This is a genomic window from Streptomyces sp. NPDC096105, assembly GCF_044763335.1.
Lineage (GTDB): Bacteria > Actinomycetota > Actinomycetes > Streptomycetales > Streptomycetaceae > Streptomyces.
The window spans coordinates 336,117-360,876 of sequence record NZ_JBIWGC010000003.1; the positions used below are offsets into that span (position 1 = coordinate 336,117).

The window sequence follows — 24,760 nt, forward strand, 5'->3', positions numbered from 1 at the left end:
GAGGGCGCCTCCTTCCGTCGGGTGCGGGGATCAGCCCGCGGCGGCTATGCGGTTCTGCCGGGCGGCCTTCTTCAGCTCCATCTCGCGGCGCCTGCGGCGGGCCAGGACGACGCGGCGCTCCGCCGCGGTCAGGCCGCCCCAGACGCCGTAGGGCTCGGGCTGGAGCAGGGCGTGCTCGCGGCACTCCACCATGACCGGGCAGCGGGCGCAGACCCGCTTGGCCGCCTCCTCGCGGGACAGCCGCGCGGCGGTCGGCTCCTTCGACGGCGCGAAGAACAGGCCCGCCTCGTCGCGCCGGCACACCGCCTCGGTGTGCCAGGGGGCGTCCTGGTCCCTGTCCCGCGCTGCCACTCGCTGGGCCGGAACGGCGGCTACCTGCAGGGACGAATGCGGCGGTTGCAGCACGGTCTACTCCTGACGACGGCTTCGCGAGCTGGCGAGTGCCGTGGATGCACGTGGGACGGCCCGGCGTGAATCCCTGGCGCCCTCCAAGGAGACGATGCGTCAAGGCTTACCCGATGTGCGCGCGCCTATGCACAGAGTTCCCGACAGGCCTCGGCCCGCGCCGTGTTCAGTGCCCCAGGTGCTTGCGCATGCTGCGGTCGACCGTGCGCTGCACGCGATCGAGGATGTCCTTCACGAGCTTGCCGCGCTTCGGGCGGGCCTCGACGCTGCCCAGGACCGCCCAGCCGTCGACGTAGACCACCGGGGCGCTGTCGTCGGGCGAGTCCTGCGGGACCACCTCGAAGGCCCCGAGCACGCCGCCGCCGGTGCCGCGCAGCGACACGTTCTCCGGGACGCGTATCTCGACGCTGCCGAAGACGGAGAACGCCTTGATCATCACCTGCTGGTGGTCGAACAGCGCTTCGCTGAGGTCTATCTCCACACTGCCGAAGACCGCGTACGCGTGGATGCGGCGGCCGGTGCGCCAGCGGCCCTTGCGGGCGGCGGCGCTGAATACCGCGACCACGTTGTCGTCGGGGTCCACCGGGAAGACGCCCGCGGCGGGGCGGCCGGGCGCGGAGGCGGGGGCCGCGTGCCGCCGGTGGGCGACGGGCAGGTCCTGGATGAACCCCTCCAGCTCGCCCAGCGTCTTGGCGGACAGCACGCCCTCGACACGCTCGGCGTGCTCGTCGGCGGTCAGCCGGCCCTCGGCGTGCGCCTCGTGCAGGAGTTCGGCGATACGGTCACGGTCGGCGTCGGAGGCGCGCAGCTCGGTGCTCCGAGGCGCCGGATCCGGCTGCTGGGCGTGCTTCTGAAGGTCCACGGCAGCAGCGTACCCAAACGCGATAGATCGCGACTACCCCGCGGGGCGGACGACTGAGGACGACCTCACGGGACCGGTGTCCGGGGCAGGTCCTAGGCTGGGAAGGCCCGCCGACGGAGGCGGGCGGTCTTCCATCGAGTGAGGAATGGGCGAGATGCCTGAGTTCGAGTACGCCGATCTGCTCCCCATGGGAGAGGACACCACCCCCTACCGGCTGGTGACCTCCGAAGGTGTGTCCACCTTCGAGGCCGACGGCCGGACGTTCCTCAAGGTCGAGCCGGAGGCGCTGCGCAAGCTCGCCGAGGAGGCCATCCGCGACATCCAGCACTACCTGCGCCCCGCGCACCTCGCCCAGCTGCGCCGCATCATCGACGACCCCGAGGCGTCCGGCAACGACAAGTTCGTCGCCCTGGACCTGCTGAAGAACGCGAACATCGCGGCGGCGGGCGTGCTGCCGATGTGCCAGGACACCGGCACGGCGATCGTCATGGGCAAGCGCGGGCAGAACGTGCTGACCGAGGGCGGCGACGAGGAGGCCCTGTCCCGGGGCATCTACGACGCCTACCAGAAGCTCAACCTGCGCTACTCGCAGATGGCGCCGCTCACCATGTGGGAGGAGAAGAACACCGGTTCCAACCTCCCCGCGCAGATCGAGCTGTACGCGACGGACGGCGACGCGTACAAGTTCCTCTTCATGGCCAAGGGCGGCGGCTCCGCCAACAAGAGCTTCCTGTACCAGGAGACCAAGGCCGTCCTGAACGAGGCCTCCATGATGAAGTTCCTGGAGGAGAAGATCCGTTCGCTGGGCACGGCCGCCTGTCCGCCGTACCACCTGGCGATCGTGGTCGGCGGCACCTCGGCCGAGTACGCGCTGAAGACGGCGAAGTACGCCTCCGCGCACTACCTGGACGAGATCCCGAGCGAGGGCTCGCCGCTCGGGCACGGCTTCCGGGACAAGGAGCTCGAGGAGAAGGTCTTCGAGCTGACCCAGAGGATCGGCATCGGCGCCCAGTTCGGCGGCAAGTACTTCTGCCACGACGTGCGCGTGGTGCGCCTGCCGCGGCACGGCGCGTCGTGCCCCGTCGCCATCGCGGTCTCCTGCTCGGCCGACCGCCAGGCGGTCGCGAAGATCACGGCCGAGGGCGTGTTCCTGGAGCAGCTGGAGACCGACCCGGCGCGCTTCCTGCCGGAGACCACGGACGAGCAGCTCGACGACTCCGGCGACGTCGTGAGGATCGACCTCAACCAGCCGATGAAGGCGATCCTCGCCGAGCTGTCCAAGTACCCGGTGAAGACCCGGCTCTCGCTGTCCGGCCCGCTGGTCGTGGCGCGCGACATCGCGCACGCGAAGATCAAGGAGCGGCTGGACGCGGGCCAGGAGATGCCGCAGTACCTCAAGGACCACCCGGTGTACTACGCCGGCCCCGCGAAGACGCCGGAGGGTTACGCGTCCGGGTCCTTCGGGCCCACCACGGCCGGGCGGATGGACTCCTACGTGGAGCAGTTCCAGGCGGCCGGCGGGTCGCTGGTGATGCTGGCGAAGGGCAACCGCAGCAAGCAGGTCACCGACGCGTGCGCCGCGCACGGCGGCTTCTACCTCGGCTCCATCGGCGGTCCGGCGGCGCGGCTCGCGCAGGACTGCATCAAGAAGGTGGAGGTCGTCGAGTACGAGGAGCTGGGGATGGAGGCGGTCTGGAGGATCGAGGTCGAGGACTTCCCCGCGTTCATCGTCGTGGACGACAAGGGGAACGACTTCTTCCAGGATCCGGCGCCCCAGCCGACGTTCACGTCGATCCCGGTGCGGGGACCCGGGCTCGCCTGAGCCTTCATCGGCCCTTGCGGGCCTCGTCCTCGGATGCCGGAGGGGCCGCGCGCGGCCCCTCCGGCATCCGAGGAGCGGGATCCGGGGCGGAGCCCCGTGTCCGCATAGCGGATTTCCTGTGCCGCTTTCGGACAACCTGGCCCCGCCCGGTCCGACGCCGTTGACCCGATCAACAACTTGCTGTGACTCTTCCTGGCAGCCCGGCATGCACATGCCATGCCGGGTCCCTCGCGTGGCGACCCCACAGCCACCGTCCGGAGGAGTCCAGGTGAAACGAAGATTCGCCCTGGCGGGCACCCTGCTCGCCCTCGTGCTCGGCTTCGGCGCACTCCCCGCCGCGGCCACCCCGTCCGGCACGTCCCCCGCCTCCACCACCACCGCCCTCGCCGCCCCCGACATCAGCGTCACCGCGGTACGGGCCCACCTCGAGGAACTCAGCGCCGTCGCCGCCCGCAACGGCGGCAACCGCCGGTCCACGACCCAGGGTTACCGCGACTCCGTCGCCTACGTGAAGGGCAGGCTGCAGGCCGCCGGCTACACCGTCACCGAGCAGCCCTGCACCTCCGGCTGCACCAGCGGCGCCGGACCCAACCTGATCGCCGAGTGGCCCCGGGGCGACGCCGACAACGTGTACATGTTCGGCGCCCACCTCGACGGCGTCTCCGCAGGACCCGGCATGAACGACAACGCCTCCGGCTCCGCCGCCCTGCTGGAGAACGCCCTGGCGCTCGCCCGGGAGAACCCGGACCTGCGCAACCGGGTCCGCTTCGCCTGGTGGACCGACGAGGAGCAGGGCCTCAACGGCAGCTACTTCTACGTCCGTTCGCTGTCGTCGGCGGAACGCTCCCGGATCAAGGCGTACTACAACTTCGACATGATCGCCTCGGTCAACGGCGGCTACTTCATCAACCGCATCACCTCCGCGGCCGCCGCTCCGATGAAGGCGTACTGGGACTCCCTCGGCCTCCGGCCCGAGGAGAACACCGAGGGCGCCGGCCGCAGCGACGACTACTCCTTCGAGCGGTACGGCATCCCCACGTCCGGCTACGCGATGGGGGCGAGCGCCCGGAAGACCGCCGCGCAGGCCGCCAAGTGGGGCGGCACCTCCGGCGCGTCGTACGACCCCTGCTACCACCGGGCGTGCGACACCCTCTCCAACATCAACACCACCGGCCTCGACCGCGCGGCCGACGGCATCGCGTACACCCTGTGGCAGCAGGCCGTCGGCACCGGCGGCGGCGTCTGCGACACCGCCGGCGTCATCGGCAACGGCGGGTTCGAGAGCGGGACCGCGCCGTGGACCGGGACCACCGCGGCCATCGCCGCCCACACGGGCCGGCCCGCGCACGGCGGCACCCGCTTCGCCTGGCTCGGCGGCAACGGCTCCGCCGGCACCGAGTCGATCAGCCAGACGGTGACCGTGCCCGCCGGCTGCACGGGCGCGTCGCTGGGCTTCTGGCTGCGCGTCGAGACCGCCGAGTCCGGCACCCGGGCGTACGACACGTTCACCGTCCGGGTGAACGGCACCACGCTCGCCACCTGGTCCAACGTGCACGCGGGCGGCGGCTGGACGCAGCGCTCGGCCGACCTGTCCGCGTACGCCGGGCAGACGGTGACCGTGACGTTCACCGCCACCGAGGACCGCAGCCTGCAGACCGGCTTCCTGCTGGACGACGTGAGTCTGCAGAGCGACTGACGCCCCCCACGGGTGCTCCGCCCCGCCGCGTGCCGTCGCGGCGGGGCGGACGGCCTTTCCGGGGAATACGCTCGTCCGACACCGCTGCTGTGCTCCACGGAGGTACACACGATGACGACCACGGACGACGCCCGGAACCACCGCATCGAGCACGACTCCATGGGGGAGGTGCGAGTCCCCGCCGACGCCAAGTGGCGGGCGCAGACCCAACGGGCGGTGGAGAACTTCCCCGTCTCCGGGCAGCGCCTGGAGCGCGCCCACATCGAGGCGCTGGCCCGCGTCAAGGGCGCCGCCGCCAAGGTGAACGCCCGGCTCGGGGTGCTGGACGAGGACATCGCCGAGGCGATCCAGGAGGCGGCCGCGGAGGTCGCCGAGGGCCGGTGGGACGAGCACTTCCCGGTGGACGTGTTCCAGACCGGGTCCGGGACCTCGTCCAACATGAACGCCAACGAGGTCATCGCCACCCTCGCCACCGAGCGGCTGGGCCGGGACGTGCACCCCAACGACCACGTCAACGCCTCCCAGTCGTCCAACGACGTCTTCCCCTCGTCGCTGCACATCGCCGCCACCGCCGCGGTCACCCGGGACCTGATCCCGGCCCTGGAGCACCTCGCCGCCGCCCTGGAGCGCAAGGCGGAGGAGTTCGCCGACGTGGTGAAGTCCGGACGCACCCACCTGATGGACGCCACGCCCGTCACCCTGGGCCAGGAGTTCGGCGGGTACGCCGCCCAGGTGCGGTACGGCGTGGAGCGGCTGCACGCCTCCCTGCCCCGGCTGGCCGAGCTGCCGCTGGGCGGCACCGCCGTCGGCACCGGCATCAACACCCCGCCCGGGTTCTCCGCCGCCGTGATCGAGGAGGTGGCGCGGGCGACCGGGCTGCCGCTGACCGAGGCGCGGGACCACTTCGAGGCGCAGGGCGCCCGGGACGGCGTGGTGGAGACCAGCGGGCAGCTGCGCACCGTCGCCGTCGGCCTGACGAAGATCGCCAACGATCTGCGGTGGATGGCGTCGGGGCCGCGCACCGGCCTCGCCGAGATCGTCCTGCCCGACCTCCAGCCCGGCTCCTCGATCATGCCCGGCAAGGTCAACCCGGTGATCCCGGAGGCCGTGCTGATGGTGTGCGCCCAGGTCATGGGCAACGACGCGACCGTCGCCGTGGCCGGCGCGTCCGGCAACTTCGAGCTCAACGTGATGCTCCCGGTGATCGCCAAGAACGTGCTGGAATCGGTGCGGCTGCTCGCCAACGTCTCCCGGCTGCTCGCCGACCGCACGGTCGACGGGATCGTCGCCGACCGGGAGCGGGCCCGCGAGTACGCCGAGTCCTCGCTGTCCGTGGTCACCCCGCTGAACAAGTACATCGGCTACGAGGAGGCCGCGAAGGTCGCCAAGAAGTCACTCGAGGAGCGCAAGACCATCCGGCAGGTGGTGCTGGAGAACGGCTACGTCGAGCGCGGCGACCTGACCGTGGAACAGCTGGACGAGGCGCTGGACGTCCTGCGGATGACACGCCCGTAGAGCCCGGCGCGCCGGGGGTGGACCGTGACCGGGGCCGCAGCGTCGCGTGGCCAGGCCACCTAATATCTGCGCATGACAGAGGGTGGAACCACGACGCACGGCCGCGCGGGCGGGGCGGCCCGCCACTGGGAGCCCGGGACGCAGATCCTGTGGCGGTACCGGGAGAACGGCGGCGCGCGCATCCACATCGCGCGCCCCGTCACGGTCGTGCGCGACGACCCGGAGCTGCTGGCCGTGTGGATGGCGCCCGGCACCGAGTGCGTGAGACCCGTCCTCGCCGACGGCACCCCGGTCCACCGGGAACCCCTCCCCACCCGCTACACCAAGCCGCGCACGGTGCAGCGGGACCGCTGGTTCGGCACCGGCGTGCTGAAGCTGGCCCGGCCCGGCGAGCCCTGGTCGGTGTGGCTGTTCTGGGAGCCGGGCTGGCGGTTCAAGAACTGGTACGTGAACCTGGAGGAGCCGCTCGCCCGCTGGGCGGGCGGGGTGGACTCCGAGGACCACTTCCTGGACATCTCGGTGCGGCCGGACCGCGGCTGGCACTGGCGGGACGAGGACGAGTTCGCGCAGGCCCAGCGGGACGGTCTGATGGACTCCGCGCTGGCCCGGCGGGTGCGTGTGGCCGGGCGCGCCGCGGTCGCGGTGATCGACGCCTGGGGGCCGCCGTTCTCGGACGGCTGGGAGAACTGGCGTCCGGATCCGGCGTGGACGGTACCGTCACTGCCACAGGACTGGGACCGCACACCGGCGCACGCGTCCTCGTGAGACCCTTGCTGCGCCCCCGGGCGGAAAACGTAGGATCGTCGTCCGCAAGGGCGCGGAGCAGCAACCACCGGAGCGCGCGCGAGGCTTGACCGGACGTCACCGAGGGGCGGCAGGACGTGAGCGAGGGGTACGGAAACACCGGTACGGGCCGAGGACGGCCGGCCGGCGTCGCAGGAACAACCTCTGACCACACGCGGAATCCGTTCCGGGGGCACCTGTTCCGGGTATCGGAGTTCCGGCGGAGCGAACCGCGCGCACGGCGTGCGCCGGACGGATGGACTCGACACGCGTGACGGAGCAGCCGATCTCCTTCGAGCGCCCCCAGCCGGGCGTGGACCCCGCGGATCCCCGCGGGGCGTTCCCGTGTTCCCCCGCCCCGGAGCGGGCGGCCGGCACCGGGGCCGCCTTACCGGCACAGGGCCGCTCCGGCGGTGAGCCGCCCGCGCCCGGCACGGTCGCGTCCGGCGGCTCCGGCTCCGACGCGGCGGACGGTCCCGCCTCCGAGCACTCCCAGCCGGGCGCCGGCCCGGACGCGGAGCCGGACGCCCACCGTCCGCGGCCCGCACCGGACGGCATCCCGGTGCAGCCCGCCGACGGGCAGGACCGGGTGGCCCAGCCCCCGGGCGGCGCCGAGCGCCGCACGGGCCAGGTGGCACGGCCGGGCCGTCCCACGCCGATGCGGCGGGACGGGGACCGGCTGCGCTTCGTCGGCGCGGCTACCCGGCGGATCGCCCGCGGCATCGACCTGGACGAGATCGTGATGGGGCTGTGCCGGGCGACCGTGCCCACCTTCTCCGACGCGATCCTGGTGTACCTCCGGGACCCGCTGCCGGTCGGCGACGAGCGGCCGACGGGCCCGCTGGTGCTGCGGCTGCGCCGCACCGACCGGATCCCGGCGGAGCGGGACACCGAGGGCGGCGGGTTCATGCCGATCGCGCCGCCGGAGCCGTCCGAGCTGGACGCGGTCGGCGAGGAGCTGTGCACGGTGCGGCCCGGCAGCGCGCTCGCCGAGGTGCTGCGCGGGGTCCGCCCGGTGTTCACGGACGCCCCCGCCGCGCGGGCGGCGCTGCCCGAACTCCTCGGCGAGGAGGGCGCGGCGGCGGTCCCGGACGGCCAGCGGGCCGTCCTCGCACCGCTGCGCGGCCGCCGCCGGGTGATCGGCGCGGCGCTGTTCCTGCGCCGCCCCGAGCGCATCCCGTTCGAGGCCGACGACCTGCTGGTGGCGGCGCAGCTCGCCACGCACAGCGCCCTCGGCATCGACAAGGCCGTGCTGTACGGGCGCGAGGCGTACATCGCGGACGAGCTGCAGCGCACGATGCTGCCGGAGACCCTGCCGCGCTGCACCGGCGTACGGCTGGCGTCGCGGTATCTGCCGGCCGCGGAGACCGCCCGGGTGGGCGGTGACTGGTACGACGCGATCCCGCTGCCCGGCAGCCGGGTGGCGCTGGTGGTCGGCGACGTGATGGGGCACTCCATGACGTCGGCGGCGATCATGGGCCAGCTGCGCACCACCGCCCAGACGCTCGCCGGGCTCGACCTGCCGCCGCAGGAGGTGCTGCACCACCTCGACGAGCAGGCGCAGCGGCTCGGCGTGGACCGCATGGCGACCTGCCTGTACGCGGTGTACGACCCGGTCGCGCACCGCATCACCATCGCCAACGCCGGCCATCCGCCGCCCGTGCTGCTGCACCTGGGCGGGCGCGCGGAGGTGCTGCGGGTGCCCGCGGGCGCCCCGATCGGCGTGGGCGGGGTGGACTTCGAGGCCGTGGAGCTGGAGGCGCCCGCCGGGGCGACCCTGCTGCTCTACACCGACGGCCTGGTGGAGTCCCGGCTGCGGGACGTGTGGACCGGCATCGAGCAGCTGCGCGAGAAGCTCGCCGCGACCGCGCAGCTCACCGGCCCGGACCATCCGCCGCCGCTGGAGGCGCTGTGCGACGAGGTGCTCGACATGCTCGGCCCGGGCGACCGGGACGACGACATCGCGCTGCTCGCCGCCCGCTTCGACGGGATCGCGCCGAGCGACGTGGCGTACTGGTTCCTGGAGCCGGAGGACGCCGCGCCCGGCCGGGCCCGCCGGCTGGCCCGGCGGCAGCTGTCCCGCTGGGGCCTGGACGAGCTGAGCGACTCGGTGGAGCTGCTGGTCAGCGAGGTCGTGACCAACGCCGTGCGGTACGCGTCCCGGCCGGTGACGCTGCGGCTGCTGCGCACCGACGTGCTGCGCTGCGAGGTCGGCGACGACGTGCCGCAGCTGCCGCGGCTGCGGCAGGCACGCGCCACGGACGAGGGCGGGCGCGGGCTGTACCTGGTGAACCGGCTGGCCCGGCGCTGGGGAGCGACCCGGCTGAGCACCGGCAAGGTGGTGTGGTTCGAGCTGAACCACGGCTGAGCGCACGCGGGGGCGCCGGCGCCGTTCTCCCTCCGTGAGTACGGCCCGCCCGGCCGCGGGGGTTTCGGCCTGGGCCGGGCGCGGCGGGTCGTGGGCTGCTCGCGCAGTTCCCCGCGCCCCTCGGGGGCGCGGGGCGCGGCGGCCTACTCGCGATCGTCGGGCGGGTCCTCCGGGCCCTCCGGCAGGTCGAGGGTCGGCGGCGGGGAGGTCGTCGTCGTCTCGGACTGCGACGGGCTCGTCGGCGTCTGCGTCGGCGGCTCCGTCGTCGGCGGCGCGGTCGTGGTGGACGGCGGCGCCGAGGTGGTCGGCTCCTCCGTCGTCGGCTCCTGGCTCGGGGTCCGCGACGGCGTCTCGGACCGCGACGGGCTCGGAGGGGGCGTCACGGCCGCGCCCTGCTCGGTCTCCAGGTCGAACTCGGAGACCTCGTCCGTCACGCCGAAGGTGTACGCGGCCCAGATCTCGGCGGGGAAGCCACCGCCGTTGACGCGGTGGTCGACGCCGCCCGCCCCGTACATCGGGACCTGCTTGCCGTTCTGCGGGTCCTCGCCGAACAGGCCGACGGAGGTGACCAGTTCGGGCGTGTAACCGGTGAACCAGGCCGACTTGTTGTCGTCGGAGGTACCGGTCTTGCCCGCCACCTGCTGGCCGTCGCGCAGCGGGTTGTCGCGCACGGAGGCGCGGGCGGTGCCGTCGTCGACCACTCCGGTGAGCACCGAGGTGACCGTGTCGGCGGCCCGGCGGCTGATGACCGACTGGCCGACCGGGTCGGGCATCTCGACGGTGCGGTCCTTGTGCTCGACCGACTTCACGATCGACGGCGTGACCTGCTTGCCGTGGTTGGCGAGGGTGGCGTAGACGCCGGCCATCTGCAGGGGGCTGGCTCCCATGGTGCCCAGGGTCTGTGCGGGGAACGGGTCCAGGTCCTCGCTCATGCCGAGCGCGGTCGCGGTCTCCATCACGTCCGTCATGCCGACGTCGACGCCCATCTGCGCGAAGACGGAGTTGACGGACTTGTTCATCGCCTCCTGGACGGTGATGTCACCGTAGTCCTTGTCGTCCTCGTTGGGCGGGGCGAAGCCGACCTCCTCGCCGCCGTCGACGACGGGGCGCTCGCTGTCGCCGTCGTAGACGGTGTCGGCCGTGATCGGCTCGCCGTCCTGGGTCTCGGCGCCCCGGTCGACGGCCGCGGCGAGGATCACCGGCTTGAAGGTGGAGGCCGGCTGGTAGTCCTGGCGGGTGGCGTTGTTGGTGTAGTGCTTCACGTAGTCCACGCCGCCGTACATCGCCACGACCTTGCCGGTCTTCGGGTTCACGGAGACGGCGCCGGCCTGGACGTCGGCGTCGACGTCCCGCTTCTCGGGGTCGAGCTTGCCGGTGAGCCGCTCCTCGACCGCCTTCTCCAGCGCCTTCTGCTTCTTCTTGTCGATGTTCAGCGTGATGGTGTAGCCGCCGCGGTCCAGCAGCGCCTTGGCCTGTTCCAGGTCCTCGGCGGCGCCCTGCTCGACGAGCTGCTTCTTGACCGCCGCGTTGGCCGCCTCGACCAGGTAACCGGTCTGGCCCTCCATGCCGGGGGCGGCCTTGGGCTCCTTCGGCACCGGGAATCTCATGCCGGCCCGCTCGCCGGCGTCCAGCCACTTCTGCTCGACCATGTTGTCCAGGACGTAGTCCCAGCGCTCCCGGACGAGCTTCTTGCCGGTGTCGCCGGCGATCGCCCAGTCGTACTGGTTGGGCGCCTGGAGCAGCGCGGCGAGGTAGGCGCCCTGTTCGACGGTGAGGTCCTCGGCGTCGACGCGGTAGTAGGCCTGGGCTGCGGCCTGGATGCCGTAGGCGCCGCGGCCGTAGTAGCTGGTGTTGATGTACCCGGCGAGGATGTAGTCCTTGGACTTCTCCCGGTCCAGCTTCAGGGAGATGACCAGCTCCTTGAGCTTGCGGGAGACGGTCTGCTCCTGCGTCAGGTAGTAGTTCTTGACGTACTGCTGGGTGATCGTCGAGCCGCCCTGCGCGCCCTTGCCGGACAGGGTGTTGAGGACACCGCGGGCGGTGCCCTTCAGGTCGACGCCGGCGTCCTTGTAGAACGTCTTGTTCTCGGCGGCGACGAACGTGCGCTGCACGGGCTTGGGGACCCGGGCCAGGTCGACGATCTCGCGGTTGCGGTCGCCGTCGCGGGCCAGCAGGCTGCCGTCGCTGTACTCGTAGACGTTGCTCTGCAGCTCGGCGTCGGCGTTGCCCTCCGGGATGTCGATCACCATGTACAGCACGATGAAGGCGCCCATGCCGAGCAGGCACAGGCCGATGAAGGTCCCGGCGATCCTCTTCAAGGTGAAGAGGCGGCGTATGCCGGTGCGGCCGCCCGCACCGGCGGCGCGGCCCTTGGGTGCCGCACGGCGCCCGCCGCGCTGCCGTGCGCGTCTTTCTTCCGCTCGTCCCATACGCCTGTTCCGCTCCGCTTCGTATCTGCGTGCCCAGGTGGCACACGAGTTCGCCGCTCAGGTCAGCTCAGCAAGCTAACACCGGGAGCTATGACAAAGGGCCGCCGATCCGGTCTTTACGGACGTGACAATCAGCACCCGCCCCAACGGAACCGACGTACGAGAGAGGCCTGAGGTTGCCGCGAGCCGATAATGTGATATCACTTAGCTAGGAAAGAGCTAGACGATCGGACGCCGTGCGAGACGCACGGGGAATCGGGGGAGCACCCATGACCACACACGACCCGCAGGTCACGGCCGACGTGCCCGAGATGCCGGCCCCGCGCGTCCGGGAGATCCCGGCGCACAGCATTGGCGGCGGGCTGGCACTGCTGCTCGGACTGCTCGGACTGCTGGCCGGCGCGGCGATGATCGTCACCGCCACGGCGGTGGACGGCACCGGCGCCAAGGCCGGGCTCATCGTCGGCGGCGTCGTCGTCGCGCTCGCCGCGTTCATCGCGATGTGCGGGCTGAACATGGTCGCGCCGGGCGAGGCCCGGGTGGTGCAGCTCTTCGGCCGTTACCGGGGCACCCTCCGCCAGGACGGCCTGCGCTGGGTGAACCCCTTCACCTCCCGCACCAAGATCTCCACCCGGGTGCGCAACCACGAGACCGCGGTGCTGAAGGTGAACGACGCCTACGGCAACCCGATCGAGCTGGCCGCGGTCGTGGTGTGGCGGGTCGAGGACACCGCGCAGGCCACCTTCGAGGTGGACGACTACGTCGAGTTCGTCTCCACCCAGACCGAGGCGGCCGTGCGGCACATCGCCATCGAGTACCCCTACGACGCCCACGACGAGGGCGGCCTGTCGCTGCGCGGCAACGCGGAGGAGATCACCGAGAAGCTGGCGGTCGAGCTGCACGCGCGCGTCGAGGCGGCCGGCGTGCAGATCATCGAGTCCCGCTTCACGCACCTCGCCTACGCCCCCGAGATCGCCTCGGCGATGCTCCAGCGGCAGCAGGCGGGCGCGGTCGTCGCGGCGCGGCAGCTGATCGTGGAGGGCGCCGTGGGCATGGTCGAGACGGCTCTGGCCCGGATCCAGGAGCAGGACATCGTGGACCTCGACCCGGAGCGCAAGGCGGCCATGGTGTCCAACCTGATGGTCGTGCTGTGCGGTGACCGCTCGGCGCAGCCGGTCCTCAACACCGGGACGCTCTACCAGTGACCGCGCCGTCCGGGGACCCGGCCCCGCAGCGCCGGCCGCAGCGCAAGCAGGTGCTGCTGCGGCTGGACCCGGCGGTGTACGAGGCACTGGCCCGCTGGGCGGGCGACGAACTGCGCTCGGCGAACGCGCAGATCGAGTTCCTGCTCCGCCGGGCCCTGGCGGAAGCCGGCCGCCTCCCCGGCGAGACGGGGCCCCTGCCCCGGCGGGGGCGGCCCCCCGGCTCCGGCACGACGGCGGGCGGCGGACGCCCGGGACCGGCACGGCCCCCGGGGCCGGGTCCGGCCCCGGGCCCCGGCCCGGCCTCCGCGCCCCCGGCTCCCCCCGACGGGCCGCCCCCGGGCGGCGCCTCGCCCCCCGGACGGCCCGGGGGCTGAACCGGCCCTCGCCGCCACCCGGGCGAGGGCCGCACGCATGCCCGCAGCAGGCCGGGGCCGGTGACACAACCGTGACAATGGCCCCTCACCAGGGGCGTTCCCCTCTCCCGAACGAACTCTGCACCGCGTGTATACATACCGCGTATACACGGTGTGTAGAGTGCTCCGCATGTCCATCGGTCACACCCTCCTGGGGCTCCTGGAGTCGGGACCGCGTCATGGTTACGACCTGAAGCGGGCCTTCGACGAGAAGTTCGGTCACAACCGGCCACTGCACTACGGCCAGGTCTACTCGACGATGTCCCGGCTGTTGAAGAACGGCCTCGTCGAGGTCGACGGCATCGAGGCCGGCGGCGGGCCCGAGCGCAAGCGGTACGCCATCACCGAGGCCGGCGTCACCGACGTCGCCCAGTGGCTCGCCACGCCGGAGAAGCCCGAGCCGTACCTCCAGTCGACGCTCTACACCAAGGTCGTCCTCGCCCTCCTCACCGAGCGCGACGCCGCCGACGTCCTCGACACCCAGCGCTCGGAACACCTGCGCAGCATGCGCATCCTCACCGACCGCAAACGCAAGGGCGACCTCGCCGACCAGCTCATCTGCGACCACGCACTCTTCCACCTCGAGGCCGATCTGCGCTGGCTGGAGCTGACCGCCGCACGCCTCGACAAACTCCGTGAGGCGGTGGCCCGATGACCACGTCCGCACCCGCCGGTTCCCTGCTCGCCGCGAGGGACCTGCAGAAGGTCTACGGCCCGACCAAGGCCCTCGACGGGGCCGCGTTCTCGATCCACCCGGGCGAGGTCGTCGCCGTGATGGGTCCTTCCGGCTCCGGCAAGTCCACCCTGCTGCACTGCCTCGCCGGCATCGTCACCCCCGACGCCGGGTCGATCATGTACCACGGCCGTGAGCTGACCGCGATGAACGACTCCGAGCGCAGCGCCCTGCGCCGCTCCGAGTTCGGCTTCGTGTTCCAGTTCGGCCAGCTCGTGCCGGAGCTGACCTGCGTGGAGAACGTCGCGCTGCCGCTGCGGCTGAACGGCACGCCCCGCAAGGAGGCCGAGCGCACCGCCCTGTCCTGGATGGAGCGCCTGGAGGTCGACGACGTCCGCAAGAAGCGGCCCGGCGAGGTGTCCGGCGGTCAGGGCCAGCGGGTCGCGGTGGCCCGCGCGCTGGTCACGGGACCGCGCGTGGTGTTCGCCGACGAGCCGACCGGCGCGCTGGACTCGCTGAACGGCGAGCGGGTGATGGAGCTGCTCACCGAGGCCGCCCGGTCCACCGACGCCGCCGTCGTCCTCGTGACGCACGAGGCGCGCGTCGCCGCGTACTCCGACCGCGAGATCGTCGTCCGGGACGGCAAGGCCCGCGACATGGAGCGGGTCGTATGAGCGCGCGAGGGGGGAAGCGCCCCGCCCGGGCGGAGCCGAGAGCCTGGGGGACGGCGCGGGACCTCGCCCTGGGCGTCCGCTTCGCCGTCACCGGCGGCCGCGAGGGCTGGACCCGGGCCCTGCTCACCGCCGTGGGCGTCGGGCTGGGGGTGGCGCTGCTGCTGCTCACCACCGCCGTGCCGAACCTGCTCGACGGACGCGACCGGCGGGAGGAGGCCCGCCAGGACAACGCGTACATTCCGGACACCCTGCGCCCGTCGGACGACACCCTGCTCATCGCGCACGCCAACAGCGACTTCCAGGAGCGCGACCTCCGCGGCCGCCTGGTCGAGCCCGAGGGGCCGGACGCCCCGGTGCCGCCCGGCGTGAGCGAACTCCCCGAGCCCGGTTCGATGGTGGTCTCCCCCGCCCTGAAGGAGCTCCTCGCCTCCGACGAGGGCGCGCTGCTGCGCGAGCGGCTGCCGTACGACATCGTGGGCACCATCGGCAAGCCGGGGCTGATCGGCTCCCAGGAACTCGCCTGGTACGCGGGCGGCACCGGCCTCGCCGAACAGCTGGACCACCCGTTGGTCATGCGGATCGACGCCTTCGGCACGAACGGGACCGAATCGGCCGAGCCGCCGGACCCGGTCCTCGTGATGCTGACGCTGGTCGTCTTCGTGGTGCTGCTGGTACCGGTCGCCGTGTTCATCGCCACCGCCGTGCGGTTCGGCGGCGAGCGGCGCGACCGCAGGCTCGCCGCGCTGCGGCTGGTCGGCTCCGACAGCCGGATGACCCGGAGGATCGCCGCGGGCGAGGCGCTCGCCGGCGCGGTGCTCGGGCTGGTCCTCGGCACCGGGTTCTTCCTGGCCGGACGCGAGTTCGCGGGGTCCGTCGAGCTGTTCCACGTCAGCGTCTTCCCGAGCGACCTCGACCCCTCGCCGCTGCTGGTGCTGCTGGTCGCGGTCGCGGTCCCGGCCGCCGCGGTGCTGGTCACCCTGTTCGCGCTGCGCGGCGTGGTGATCGAGCCGCTGGGCGTGGTCCGCACGGCACGGCCGGCCCGCCGCCGGCTGTGGTGGCGGCTGCTGCTGCCGCTCGCCGGGATCGGCATGCTCCTTCCGATGACCGGCCAGGGCCGCGACCACGGCGACTTCAACCAGTACCTGGTCGTCGGCGGTGTGCTGTGCCTCCTCGTCGGCATCACCGCCCTGCTGCCGTGGGTCGTGGAGACGGTGGTCGCCCGGCTCGGCGCGGGCGGTCTGGCCTGGCAGCTCGCCGTGCGCCGGCTCCAGCTGAGCAGCGGCACGGCGGCCCGCATGGTCAACGGCATCGCCGTGGCGGTGGCCGGCGCGATCGCCCTGCAGATGCTGTTCGCCGGCATCGACGACCAGTACACCCGCGACACGGGACAGGACGTCTCCCGCGCGCAGATGCAGGTCGACCTGCCCGACGGCGTCCCGGTGGCCCCGGCCGCGGCGGACTTCGAGAAGACCGAGGGCGTGCGCGACGTCCACGCGCTCTCCTACGGATACCTCCACGAGAAGCCCGCCGACTCCGAGGAACCGGGCCGCGGCGCCCAGCTGACCGTCGGCGACTGCGAGGCCCTGCGCATGGTCGCGAAGCTGACCGGCTGCGCGGACGGTGACGTCTTCGCGCTGACCGGCGCCGACTACGACACGGACACCCAGGTCCTGAACAAGCCGGGCCGCGCACTGCACCTGGACCAGGGCAGCACGCCCGGTACGCGGGGCGACGCCCTCTGGACCGTGCCCCGGGGCGTGAAGCGCGCCGTCTCCGTGCAGGACCCCACCGGGATGCTGAGCAGCGGCTTCCTGCTGACGCCGGGCGCCGTGACGCCCGACGTCGGGAAGCGGGTGTCCGGAAGGCTGTGGCTCGCCATCGACGAGTCGGTGCCCGACGTGCAGGAACTGGTGCGCAACACGGCCGCCGCCGTCGACCCGCTGGCCCACGCCTCCACCTGGGTCGCCACCGAGCGCACCGCCCGGTTCGACTCCCTCCGCACCGGCCTGTTCGTCGGCGCCACCGCCGTGCTGGTGCTCATCGGGGTGAGCCTGCTGGTCTCGCAGCTGGAGCAGTTGCGGGAGCGCCGCAAGCTGCTGTCGGCCCTGGTCGCGTTCGGCACCCGGCGCCGCACGCTGAGTCTGTCGGTGCTGTGGCAGACGGCGGTCCCGATCGGTCTGGGCCTCGCGCTCTCCGCGCTGGTGGGCACGGCCCTCGGCGCGGTGCTGCTGCGGATGACCGCGACTCCGGTCCGGGTGGACTGGGGAACCGTGCTCGGGATGACGGGTGTCGGCGCGGGCGTGGTCGCCCTGGTCACCCTGCTCAGCCTGCCGCCGCTGCTACGGATGATGCGCCCGGACGGTCTGCGGACCGAGTGACGGGACGCCGGTCCTCCACCGTGCGGACCGGCAGGTCGCGCAGCGCCTCGCGCAGCGCGACCGCAAGCTGTTCGTACTCCGCCGCCCTCGCCGCGCCCGTGCGCATGGCGAGGGCGATGCGGCGTTTCGGGGCGGGGTCGGCGAAGCGCGCGGTGAGGAGGCGGTCGGCGCGGCTGGTCTCCACCTCGACGGCGGTGTGCGGCAGCAGCGTGACGCCGAGCCCGCCCGCCACGAGCTGCACCAGCGTGGACAGTCCGGCCGCCGTGGTGGTGGCGGCCACCCCCGCGCTGCCGGCCTCGCGGCAGATGTCGAGGGCCTGGTCGCGCAGGCAGTGCCCCTCGTCGAGCAGCAGCAGGTTCAGCTCGCGCAGCACCGTGCGGGGGATGCCGCAGCGTCCGCCGAGCGGGTGACCGGGCGGGGTGACCAGAACGAAGTCCTCGTCGAACAACGGCAGTTCGGTCACCCCGGGGACCCCGAGGGGCACGGCGAGCAGCAGCAGGTCGAGCCGGCCCGCGGCCAGCCCGTCGAGCAGGCTGGCGGTGTGCTCCTCGTGCACCTGGAGGTCGAGGCGCGGATAGCGGTCGTGGACCAGCCGGAGCACCGTGGGCAGCAGATACGGCGCGACGGTCGGGATGACGCCGAGCCGCAGCGCCCCGGTGAACGGCGCCCGCAGCGCGTCCGTCTCCTCCATGAGCGCGCCGACCTCCGCGAGCACGCCCTTGGCGCGGGCGGCGAGCCGCTCCCCGGCCGGGGTGAGCAGCACCCTGCGTGTCGTACGCTCCACGAGCGTCATGCCGAGCGTCTCCTCCAGCGCCGACAGCGCGCCGGACAGCGCGGGCTGACTCATCCCCAGGGCCGCGGCCGCGTCGCGGAAGTGCAGATGCTCGGCCACCGCCGCGAACGCCCGGAGCTGCGCCAGGCTCGGCTGCCGACGCCGATCACCCACAGTCACTGATAGGTCCCTCCGATCAACACGACCGAGTGTAGCTATTTCTTTGATCAATGCACTCTGTGCCAACATCAACTCGGTCCAACCGTTGGGAAACACCCATAATCGGGGTGTTTCTTCGCTGCAAGGAGAGCCTGTGCTCACTGTCGGTGACAAGTTCCCCGAGTTCGAACTGACCGCCTGTGTCTCGCTGGAGAAGGGCAAGGAGTTCGAGACGATCGACCACAAGACCTACGAGGGCAAGTGGAAGGTCGTGTTCGCGTGGCCCAAGGACTTCACCTTCGTGTGCCCGACCGAGATCGCCGCGTTCGGCAAGCTGAACGACGAGTTCGCCGACCGCGACGCCCAGGTGCTCGGCTTCTCCGGTGACTCGGAGTTCGTCCACCACGCCTGGCGCAAGGACCACGACGACCTGCGCGACCTGCCGTTCCCGATGATGGCGGACCCGAAGCACGAGCTGATGCGCGCCCTCGGCATCGAGGGCGAGGACGGCTATGCCAAGCGCGCCGTGTTCATCGTGGACCAGAACAACGAGATCCAGTTCTCCATGGTGACCGCCGGCTCCGTCGGCCGTAACCCGAAGGAGGTCCTGCGGGTCCTGGACGCCCTGCAGACCGACGAGCTCTGCCCGTGCAACTGGTCCAAGGGCGACGAGACCCTGGACCCGGTCGCGCTGCTGGCCGGGGAGTGAGCTGACGTGTCCCTCGACTCCCTGAAGTCCCGCATACCGGACTACGCCAAGGACCTGAAGCTCAACCTGGGTTCGGTCATCGGCAACTCCGACCTGTCCGCCCAGCAGCTCTGGGGCACGGTGCTGGCGACCGCCATCGCCTCGCGCTCCCCGATCGTGCTGCGCGAGCTGGAGCCGGAGGCGAAGGCGAACCTGTCGCCGGAGGCGTACACGGCCGCCAAGGCCGCCGCCGCGGTGATGGCGATGAACAACGTCTTCTACCGCACCCGCCACCTGCTGTCGGACCACGAGTACGGCAACCTGCGGGCCGGCCTGCGGATGAACGTCATCGGCAACCCGGGCGTCGACAAGGTCGACTTCGAGTACTGGTCCTTCGCCGTGTCCGCGATCAACGGCTGCGGCATGTGCCTGGACTCGCACGAGCAGGTGCTGCGCAAGGCCGGCGTGGACCGTGACGTCATCCAGGAGGCGTTCAAGATCGCCGCGGTGGTCCAGGCCGTCGCCGCGACCCTCGACGCCGAGGCGGTGCTCGCGGAGTAACGCCTCCGCGTCCGCCCCGTCACCCGCGTGCCACGGGCCCGTCCACCCTCCGGGGGTGGACGGGCCCGTCGCCGTTCCGGGACCCCGCGCGGAACGGACGTCAGTCCGCGGGTCCCTGGGGCCGGTCGGACTCCGCTTCCGTGGGCAGCGGTTCGGGATGCGCCGGGGGCGGGGCGTCCGGCGCGGACATGGCCGTGGCGCCACGCGGCCGGGGCGACTGCACGAGGGCCGCCTCGTGGGAGTACGCCCGCAGATAGCCCACGACGGTGTTGGCGACCGCGACGAGCGGCACGGCGACCACCGCGCCCCCGATGCCCGCGACGAGGCCGCCGGTGGCGACGGCCAGCACCACCGCGAGCGGATGGACCCGCACCGCGCGCCCGAGGATGAACGGCTGCAGGATGTGGCCCTCGATCTGCTGGACCGCCAGCACCACCACGAGCGTCATCACACCGGTGAACACGCCCTGGGTGACCAGCGCGACGACCACGGCCAGCGCGCCGGACACCACCGCGCCCACGAGGGGGATGAACGAGAACAGGAAGATGAAGACGGCGAGCGGCACCGCCAGCGGCACGTCGAGGAAGTAGATGCCGAGGCCGATGAAGATGGCGTCGATCAGTGCCACGACCACCGTGCCGCGCACGTACGCGGTGAGCGTGCGCCAGGCGACCGGGCCGGCACCGGCGACGCCCGGACGGGCCACGGCCGGGACCAGCTTGAGCGACCACTGCCAGATCCGCTTGCCGTCGTAGAGCAGGAACAGCGTCGAGAAGAGCGCCAGCAGCAGGCCGGTGAGCGCCTCGACGACGACCGTCACGCCCTCCAGGCCCGCCGAGGTGATCTGCTCGGTGTTGGCGCCGACCGCCTCGCGCAGGTTCTTGGCGATCTCGTTGATCTGCTTGTCGGTGACGTGGAACGGGCTGTTGAGCAGCCAGTTGCGCAGTTCGTCGATGCCGTCCTGGATCTGGTCGGCGAGGGTGTCGATGTTCTCCATGACCTGCCAGGTCACGAACCAGCCGATGAGTCCCATGACGACGAAGCCGAACAGCGCGGTCAGCACGGTGGCCGGTCCGCGCGGCACCCCGAGCCGCCGCAGCCGGGCGACCGTGGGCTGGAGCAGCGCGGTGATGAGCAGCGAGGCGACGAACGCCAGCACCACCAGTTGGACGGCGCTGATGATGCGCATCAGCACCCAGACGGTGCCCGCGAGCACCAGCAGGCGCCAGCCGGCCTCGGCGGCGACCCGGACGCCCCAGGGCACGGCCTGCGCCGGGTCGGGGCGCACCGGGAGGACGACCTGGGTGTACTCAGGAGGCGGGGGCGGCCGGTCAGGGTCGGCGGCGGGGCGCGCGAAGTCGTCGTCCGGCCCCCGCTCGCCCGTGACTTCGGCGCGGCGCTCCTCCAGCCGCTTGCCGACCTTCGTCAGTCCGGCTCCGACCCGGCCGAGCCACCCTGGCAGTCGCGACATGATCCGTCCTCTTCCCCCGTTTCTCCCCACCAGTCCCCCTGGAGCCGTCGGTCAGACGGTACAGGGCGAAAGCCCCGCACCGTAGGACGGTGCGGGGCTGTGCCGGAGTCGAGCGCGCCTCGTGGCGACGGACGGGTCCGCGGACCTAGTACCAGTGGTTGGCCTGCCAGAACTCCCAGGCGCCGCACGGGCTGCCGTAGCGGCTGTCCATGTAGTTGAGGCCCCACTTGATCTGGGTGGCCGGGTTGGTCTGCCAGTCGGCGCCGGCGGAGGCCATCTTGGAGCCCGGCAGGGCCTGCACGAGGCCGTAGGCGCCGGAGGAGGGGTTGGTGGCCTGGTAGTTCCAGGTGGACTCGCGCTCCACGATGTTGCTGAAGCACTGGAACTGGTCGGCGGGCACCATCTGGCGGGCCATGGCCTGGACCTCGGCGACCGAGTAGGAGGCCTGGACCGCGAAGGAGGACGCGTCACGCGCGGCGGAACGGCTGGCGGCCTTCTCGGCCTGCTCGCGCTCCTGGGCGTCGCGCTTGGCCTGCTCGGCCTTCTCGGCTGCCTTCTTCTTCGCGATCGCGGTCTTGGCGGCGGCCTTGCGGGCTGCCTCCTCCGCGTCCTTCTTGGCGGTCGCGTCCGCGGCGATGGCCATCGTCTGGGCCTGCTGCGTCAGCGACGCGGTCTGCACCTGCGCCTGCTCCCCCGCGGGGATGTCCGCGAGCAGCGTGGTGCCGGCTGCCGTCGCTTCGGCGTCGTTGTTCTGCGCTGCGGTGCTGCCCGAGGCAACGCCGACGACGCTTCCGACAGCGGTGACCGCCGTGGCCGAGGCCACTGCGAATCCCCGGACCGAGATCCGGCTCACACGGTTTCCTTCCAGCATCGCCCGCTTCGGTGACCCTCGCGGACGCAATCGTGCCCCTGACACTGGCCTCCCCAACTACGGGTCACGGAAGGCACGGGCCCGGTGGGCAACTCCTTCGGCAGGAGCGCCGCGTGGTGCTCGGGCGGCATACGACGACGCTATGGAGTTGAAAGGGTGTTCCTGTGCGGTTGTGTGCCTCCCCCGCCGCCTTGACGGCCCGGGGGGCACCCCCGAGGGGCACAACTGTGTCGTATGCGGGGCCTGACAGGAGTGAGACTCTGCCGTAACCGAGTGGCGCGAGGCAATTCTCTGTCGCGTGTGAAAGCTCACATGTCGTTCGCCCCCAGGGATCACCGGAAAGCCGCACACGCGCCGACGCCGCCCGGCTAGGCTCTACGCCTTTCCCGGACGGCGCCAACTACCGCGTCACCGACTCGCGTCGGGACGCGAGGGTCAGATGTGACCGTCTTCGAGCATTTCGGTCACGAGGGCCGCGATCTGGGACCTCTCGGACCGGTTCAGGGTCACGTGGGCGAACAGCGGATGCCCCTTCAGTTTCTCGACGACGGCGACCACACCGTCGTACCGGCCGACCCGCAGGTTGTCCCGCTGCGCCACGTCGTGCGTCAGGACGACCCGGGAATTGGCCCCGATCCGGGACAGAACGGTCAACAGGACGTTCCGCTCGAGGGACTGGGCCTCGTCCACGATGACGAACGCGTCGTGCAGCGAGCGGCCCCGGATGTGGGTGAGCGGCAGGACCTCCAGCATGCCGCGCGCGGTGACCTCCTCGATGACCTCCCGGCTGGTGACCGCCGACAGCGTGTCGAACACGGCCTGGGCCCAGGGGCTCATCTTCTCGGCCTCGGTGCCGGGCAGATAGCCCAGCTCCTGTCCGCCCACCGCGTACAGCGGCCGGAAGACCATCACCTTCTGGTGCTGCCGCCGCTCCAGCACGGCCTCCAGGCCCGCGCACAGCGCGAGCGCCGACTTGCCGGTGCCGGCCCGGCCGCCCATGGACACGATCCCGACATCCGGGTCGAGCAGCAGGTCGAGCGCGATCCGCTGCTCGGCGCTGCGGCCCTTGATGCCGAACGCCTCCCGGTCGCCGCGCACCAGGCGGACGTTGCCCTCGGCGGTGACCCGGCCGAGGGCCTTACCGCGCTCGGACTGGATGGTCAGACCGGTGTGCACGGGCAGGTCCGCGGCCTCGGGCACGTACACGTGGCCTTCCTCGAAGAGGATGTCCACCTGCTCGCCGGGCAGGGTCAGCTCGGACATTCCGGTCCAGCCGGAGGAGTCGGTGATGGCGAGCTCCGCGCGGTACTCCTCGGCGAGGAGGCCGACGGAGGACGCCTTGATCCTGAGCGGGAGGTCCTTCGACACCACGGTGACGTCGAACCCCTCGGCCTGCAGATTGCGGGCGACCGCGAGGATGCGGGAGTCGTTGTCCCCCAGGCGGTAGCCGCTGGGCAGCACGCTGGGGTCCGAGTGGTTGAGCTCGACCCGCAGGGTTCCGCCGAGGTCCCCGGTCGGGATGGGGGCGTCGAGACGGCCGTACCGCACCCGGTAGTCGTCCAGCAGGCGCAGGGCCTGGCGGGCGAAGTAGCCGAGCTCGGGATGGTTCCGCTTGGCCTCCAGCTCGGTCACCACGACGACGGGGAGCACGACCTCGTGCTCGTCGAAGCGGGACGGGGCATGGGGGTCGGCCAGCAGGACGCTGGTGTCGAGAACGTAGGTGCGCCGGTCGGGCTTGTGGCGCTTTGCGCTGGTCACCACGGAAGGACGAACCCCCTCGGATGAGGTCGGGGAGCGACGAGGCGGAGCTGGACCGGTCGACGGCCGCGATGCACAGCGGGCCGAGAACCGGCCCTCCGCCGCTTCTTCCGTGCCGTGACCGCACGGTCGGGCTGGTGCAAAGGGCCTCCCGGGCGGACGGCACCCGTGCCGTCCGCTGAGATACGACACCCGTGGTTCGGGCGTCGACCTGACTCAGTTATGCCCTTGAACAAGCGCCGCCATGCCACGACCCCTGACGGCACGCAGGTGAACGGCGCGTGACGCCCGGTGACCCAAGGATGGTGCGGAAGTGGTGGGGGGGCGTGTCAGGGTGATGCGGGGTGATACGCGCCGGCGCGCGATGACCGTACGCGGTGGCGCCCGGTGGAGCGGGTACGGCGGGTACGGCGGTCAGCCGCCGAAGCGCCGGTGGCGTGCGGCGTAGTCGCGCAGCGCGCGCAGGAAGTCCACCTTGCGGAAGGCCGGCCAGAAGACCTCGCAGAAGTAGTACTCCGAATGGGCCGTCTGCCACAGCATGAATCCGGACAGCCGCTGTTCGCCGCTGGTGCGGATGACGAGGTCCGGATCGGGCTGCGCCTTGGTGTAGAGGTGACGTCCGATCATGTCGACGTCCACGGACTCGGCGAGCTCATCCATCGAAACGCCCTTGTCGTGGGCCTCGAGGAGCATGGAGCGCACGGCGTCGGCGATCTCCTGGCGTCCGCCGTACCCGATGGCCACGTTGACGACTATCCCGTCGACGTGCGCGGTGGCCGCCTCGGCCTCCTTCAGGACGGTCTGCATCCCGGAGGGCAGCAGATCGAGGGTGCCCACGTGGTGGACCCGCCAGCGGCCGTCGGCGGCGAGCGTGCGCACCACGTCCTCGATGATGCCGAGGAGCGGGACGAGTTCCTCCTCGGGCCGGTCGAAGTTGTCCGTCGACAGCAGCCACAGGGTGACCACCTCGACGTCCGTCTCGCTGCACCAGCCGAGGAACTCCTCGATCTTGTCGGCGCCGGCCCGGTGGCCGTGCACGGTGCTGGACCCCGCGGCCTTCGCCCAGCGGCGGTTGCCGTCCATGATGACGCCGATGTGCTTGGGCACCTGAGCGGTGTCCAGGTGACCTTCCACCCGGCGTGCGTACAGCCTGACCAGCAGGCTCCGCAGCTTGTCGCGCAGGTTCACGTGATCGTCAGCCCCTCCGTGCGGATCGGACAGGCGCGGCACCCCGCCGCGTCGCGCGGCAAGCGGCCC

At 72.0% G+C, this 24,760-nt stretch carries 19 protein-coding genes and 1 pseudogene; 12 read left to right on the forward strand and 8 right to left on the reverse strand.

What is annotated here, in order from left to right; genetic code table 11:
- Positions 1-30 precede the first annotated feature (30 nt).
- Both ACIQ8B_RS07055 and ACIQ8B_RS07060 read right to left on the reverse strand, forming a co-directional pair.
- Entirely contained in the window at positions 31-405 is a 375-nt protein-coding gene (locus ACIQ8B_RS07055) for a WhiB family transcriptional regulator (protein ID WP_048455846.1), read from the reverse strand.
- Positions 406-571: 166 nt separating this feature from the next.
- A complete protein-coding gene (locus tag ACIQ8B_RS07060) occupies positions 572-1,267 on the reverse strand; it encodes a DUF1707 domain-containing protein (protein WP_290008111.1) in 696 nt (231 codons plus the stop codon).
- Positions 1,268-1,412: 145 nt separating this feature from the next.
- Here ACIQ8B_RS07060 and ACIQ8B_RS07065 point away from each other — a divergent pair, with 145 nt between their 5' ends.
- From ACIQ8B_RS07065 to ACIQ8B_RS07085, 5 genes are all read left to right on the forward strand, one after another.
- Positions 1,413-3,089 carry a fumarate hydratase gene (locus ACIQ8B_RS07065; protein WP_106412651.1) on the forward strand — a complete coding sequence of 559 codons (1,677 nt, stop codon included), beginning with the start codon at positions 1,413-1,415 and terminating at the stop codon, positions 3,087-3,089.
- A 268-nt stretch (positions 3,090-3,357) separates the two neighbouring features.
- Positions 3,358-4,785 (forward strand): M20/M25/M40 family metallo-hydrolase, encoded by a 1,428-nt coding sequence (locus ACIQ8B_RS07070; protein ID WP_403545843.1) that lies wholly within the window; start codon positions 3,358-3,360, stop codon positions 4,783-4,785.
- 111 nt (positions 4,786-4,896) lie between these two features.
- Complete coding sequence (locus tag ACIQ8B_RS07075; protein ID WP_403545845.1) at positions 4,897-6,300, forward strand: class II fumarate hydratase; 1,404 nt, start codon at positions 4,897-4,899, stop codon at positions 6,298-6,300.
- 72 nt (positions 6,301-6,372) lie between these two features.
- The gene (locus tag ACIQ8B_RS07080; protein ID WP_403545847.1) at positions 6,373-7,065 is read left to right on the forward strand and encodes a DUF402 domain-containing protein; all 693 of its coding nucleotides are present in this window, start codon (positions 6,373-6,375) and stop codon (positions 7,063-7,065) included.
- Between the two features lie 274 nt (positions 7,066-7,339).
- On the forward strand, positions 7,340-9,451 hold the full coding sequence (locus ACIQ8B_RS07085) for a SpoIIE family protein phosphatase (RefSeq protein ID WP_403545849.1): 2,112 nt from the start codon (positions 7,340-7,342) through the stop codon (positions 9,449-9,451).
- Between the two features lie 143 nt (positions 9,452-9,594).
- Here ACIQ8B_RS07085 and ACIQ8B_RS07090 read toward each other — a convergent pair whose 3' ends face one another.
- Positions 9,595-11,880: a transglycosylase domain-containing protein gene (locus ACIQ8B_RS07090; RefSeq protein WP_403545851.1), complete on the reverse strand. Its 2,286-nt coding sequence runs from the start codon at positions 11,878-11,880 to the stop codon at positions 9,595-9,597.
- Between the two features lie 269 nt (positions 11,881-12,149).
- Between ACIQ8B_RS07090 and ACIQ8B_RS07095 the strand changes: the two genes are divergently transcribed.
- From ACIQ8B_RS07095 to ACIQ8B_RS07115, 5 genes and pseudogenes are all read left to right on the forward strand, one after another.
- On the forward strand, positions 12,150-13,085 hold the full coding sequence (locus tag ACIQ8B_RS07095; protein ID WP_403545853.1) for an SPFH domain-containing protein: 936 nt from the start codon (positions 12,150-12,152) through the stop codon (positions 13,083-13,085).
- Positions 13,082-13,345, forward strand: a pseudogene (locus ACIQ8B_RS07100) (hypothetical protein); the annotation flags it as partial. The gene ACIQ8B_RS07095 and the pseudogene ACIQ8B_RS07100, both read left to right, overlap by 4 nt.
- Positions 13,346-13,628: 283 nt before the next feature.
- On the forward strand, positions 13,629-14,153 hold the full coding sequence (locus tag ACIQ8B_RS07105; protein WP_290008093.1) for a PadR family transcriptional regulator: 525 nt from the start codon (positions 13,629-13,631) through the stop codon (positions 14,151-14,153).
- Complete coding sequence (locus ACIQ8B_RS07110; protein WP_403545855.1) at positions 14,150-14,845, forward strand: ABC transporter ATP-binding protein; 696 nt, start codon at positions 14,150-14,152, stop codon at positions 14,843-14,845. Before ACIQ8B_RS07105 ends, ACIQ8B_RS07110 begins: the two co-directional genes overlap by 4 nt.
- Positions 14,842-17,223 carry an ABC transporter permease gene (locus ACIQ8B_RS07115; protein WP_403545857.1) on the forward strand — a complete coding sequence of 794 codons (2,382 nt, stop codon included), beginning with the start codon at positions 14,842-14,844 and terminating at the stop codon, positions 17,221-17,223. Before ACIQ8B_RS07110 ends, ACIQ8B_RS07115 begins: the two co-directional genes overlap by 4 nt.
- On the opposite strand, the gene ACIQ8B_RS07120 is transcribed toward ACIQ8B_RS07115, so the two are convergent.
- Entirely contained in the window at positions 17,168-18,169 is a 1,002-nt protein-coding gene (locus tag ACIQ8B_RS07120) for a LysR substrate-binding domain-containing protein (protein WP_403545859.1), read from the reverse strand. The two genes, ACIQ8B_RS07115 and ACIQ8B_RS07120, sit on opposite strands and share 56 nt — an antisense overlap.
- A 139-nt stretch (positions 18,170-18,308) precedes the next feature.
- Between ACIQ8B_RS07120 and ACIQ8B_RS07125 the strand changes: the two genes are divergently transcribed.
- Entirely contained in the window at positions 18,309-18,863 is a 555-nt protein-coding gene (locus ACIQ8B_RS07125) for a peroxiredoxin (protein ID WP_106412659.1), read from the forward strand.
- Positions 18,864-18,869: 6 nt separating this feature from the next.
- Positions 18,870-19,403, forward strand: a complete 534-nt coding sequence (locus tag ACIQ8B_RS07130) for an alkyl hydroperoxide reductase (RefSeq protein WP_106412660.1) — start codon at positions 18,870-18,872, stop codon at positions 19,401-19,403.
- Between the two features lie 100 nt (positions 19,404-19,503).
- On the opposite strand, the gene ACIQ8B_RS07135 is transcribed toward ACIQ8B_RS07130, so the two are convergent.
- From ACIQ8B_RS07135 to ACIQ8B_RS07150, 4 genes are all read right to left on the reverse strand, one after another.
- Positions 19,504-20,874 carry an AI-2E family transporter gene (locus ACIQ8B_RS07135; protein ID WP_403545862.1) on the reverse strand — a complete coding sequence of 457 codons (1,371 nt, stop codon included), beginning with the start codon at positions 20,872-20,874 and terminating at the stop codon, positions 19,504-19,506.
- 145 nt (positions 20,875-21,019) lie between these two features.
- On the reverse strand, positions 21,020-21,745 hold the full coding sequence (locus tag ACIQ8B_RS07140; protein ID WP_106412662.1) for a transglycosylase SLT domain-containing protein: 726 nt from the start codon (positions 21,743-21,745) through the stop codon (positions 21,020-21,022).
- A 435-nt stretch (positions 21,746-22,180) separates the two neighbouring features.
- Positions 22,181-23,506, reverse strand: a complete 1,326-nt coding sequence (locus ACIQ8B_RS07145) for a PhoH family protein (protein WP_365414868.1) — start codon at positions 23,504-23,506, stop codon at positions 22,181-22,183.
- 411 nt (positions 23,507-23,917) lie between these two features.
- Positions 23,918-24,691, reverse strand: coding sequence for an isoprenyl transferase (locus ACIQ8B_RS07150; RefSeq protein WP_106412664.1), 774 nt, complete (start codon positions 24,689-24,691; stop codon positions 23,918-23,920).
- Positions 24,692-24,760 lie beyond the last annotated feature (69 nt).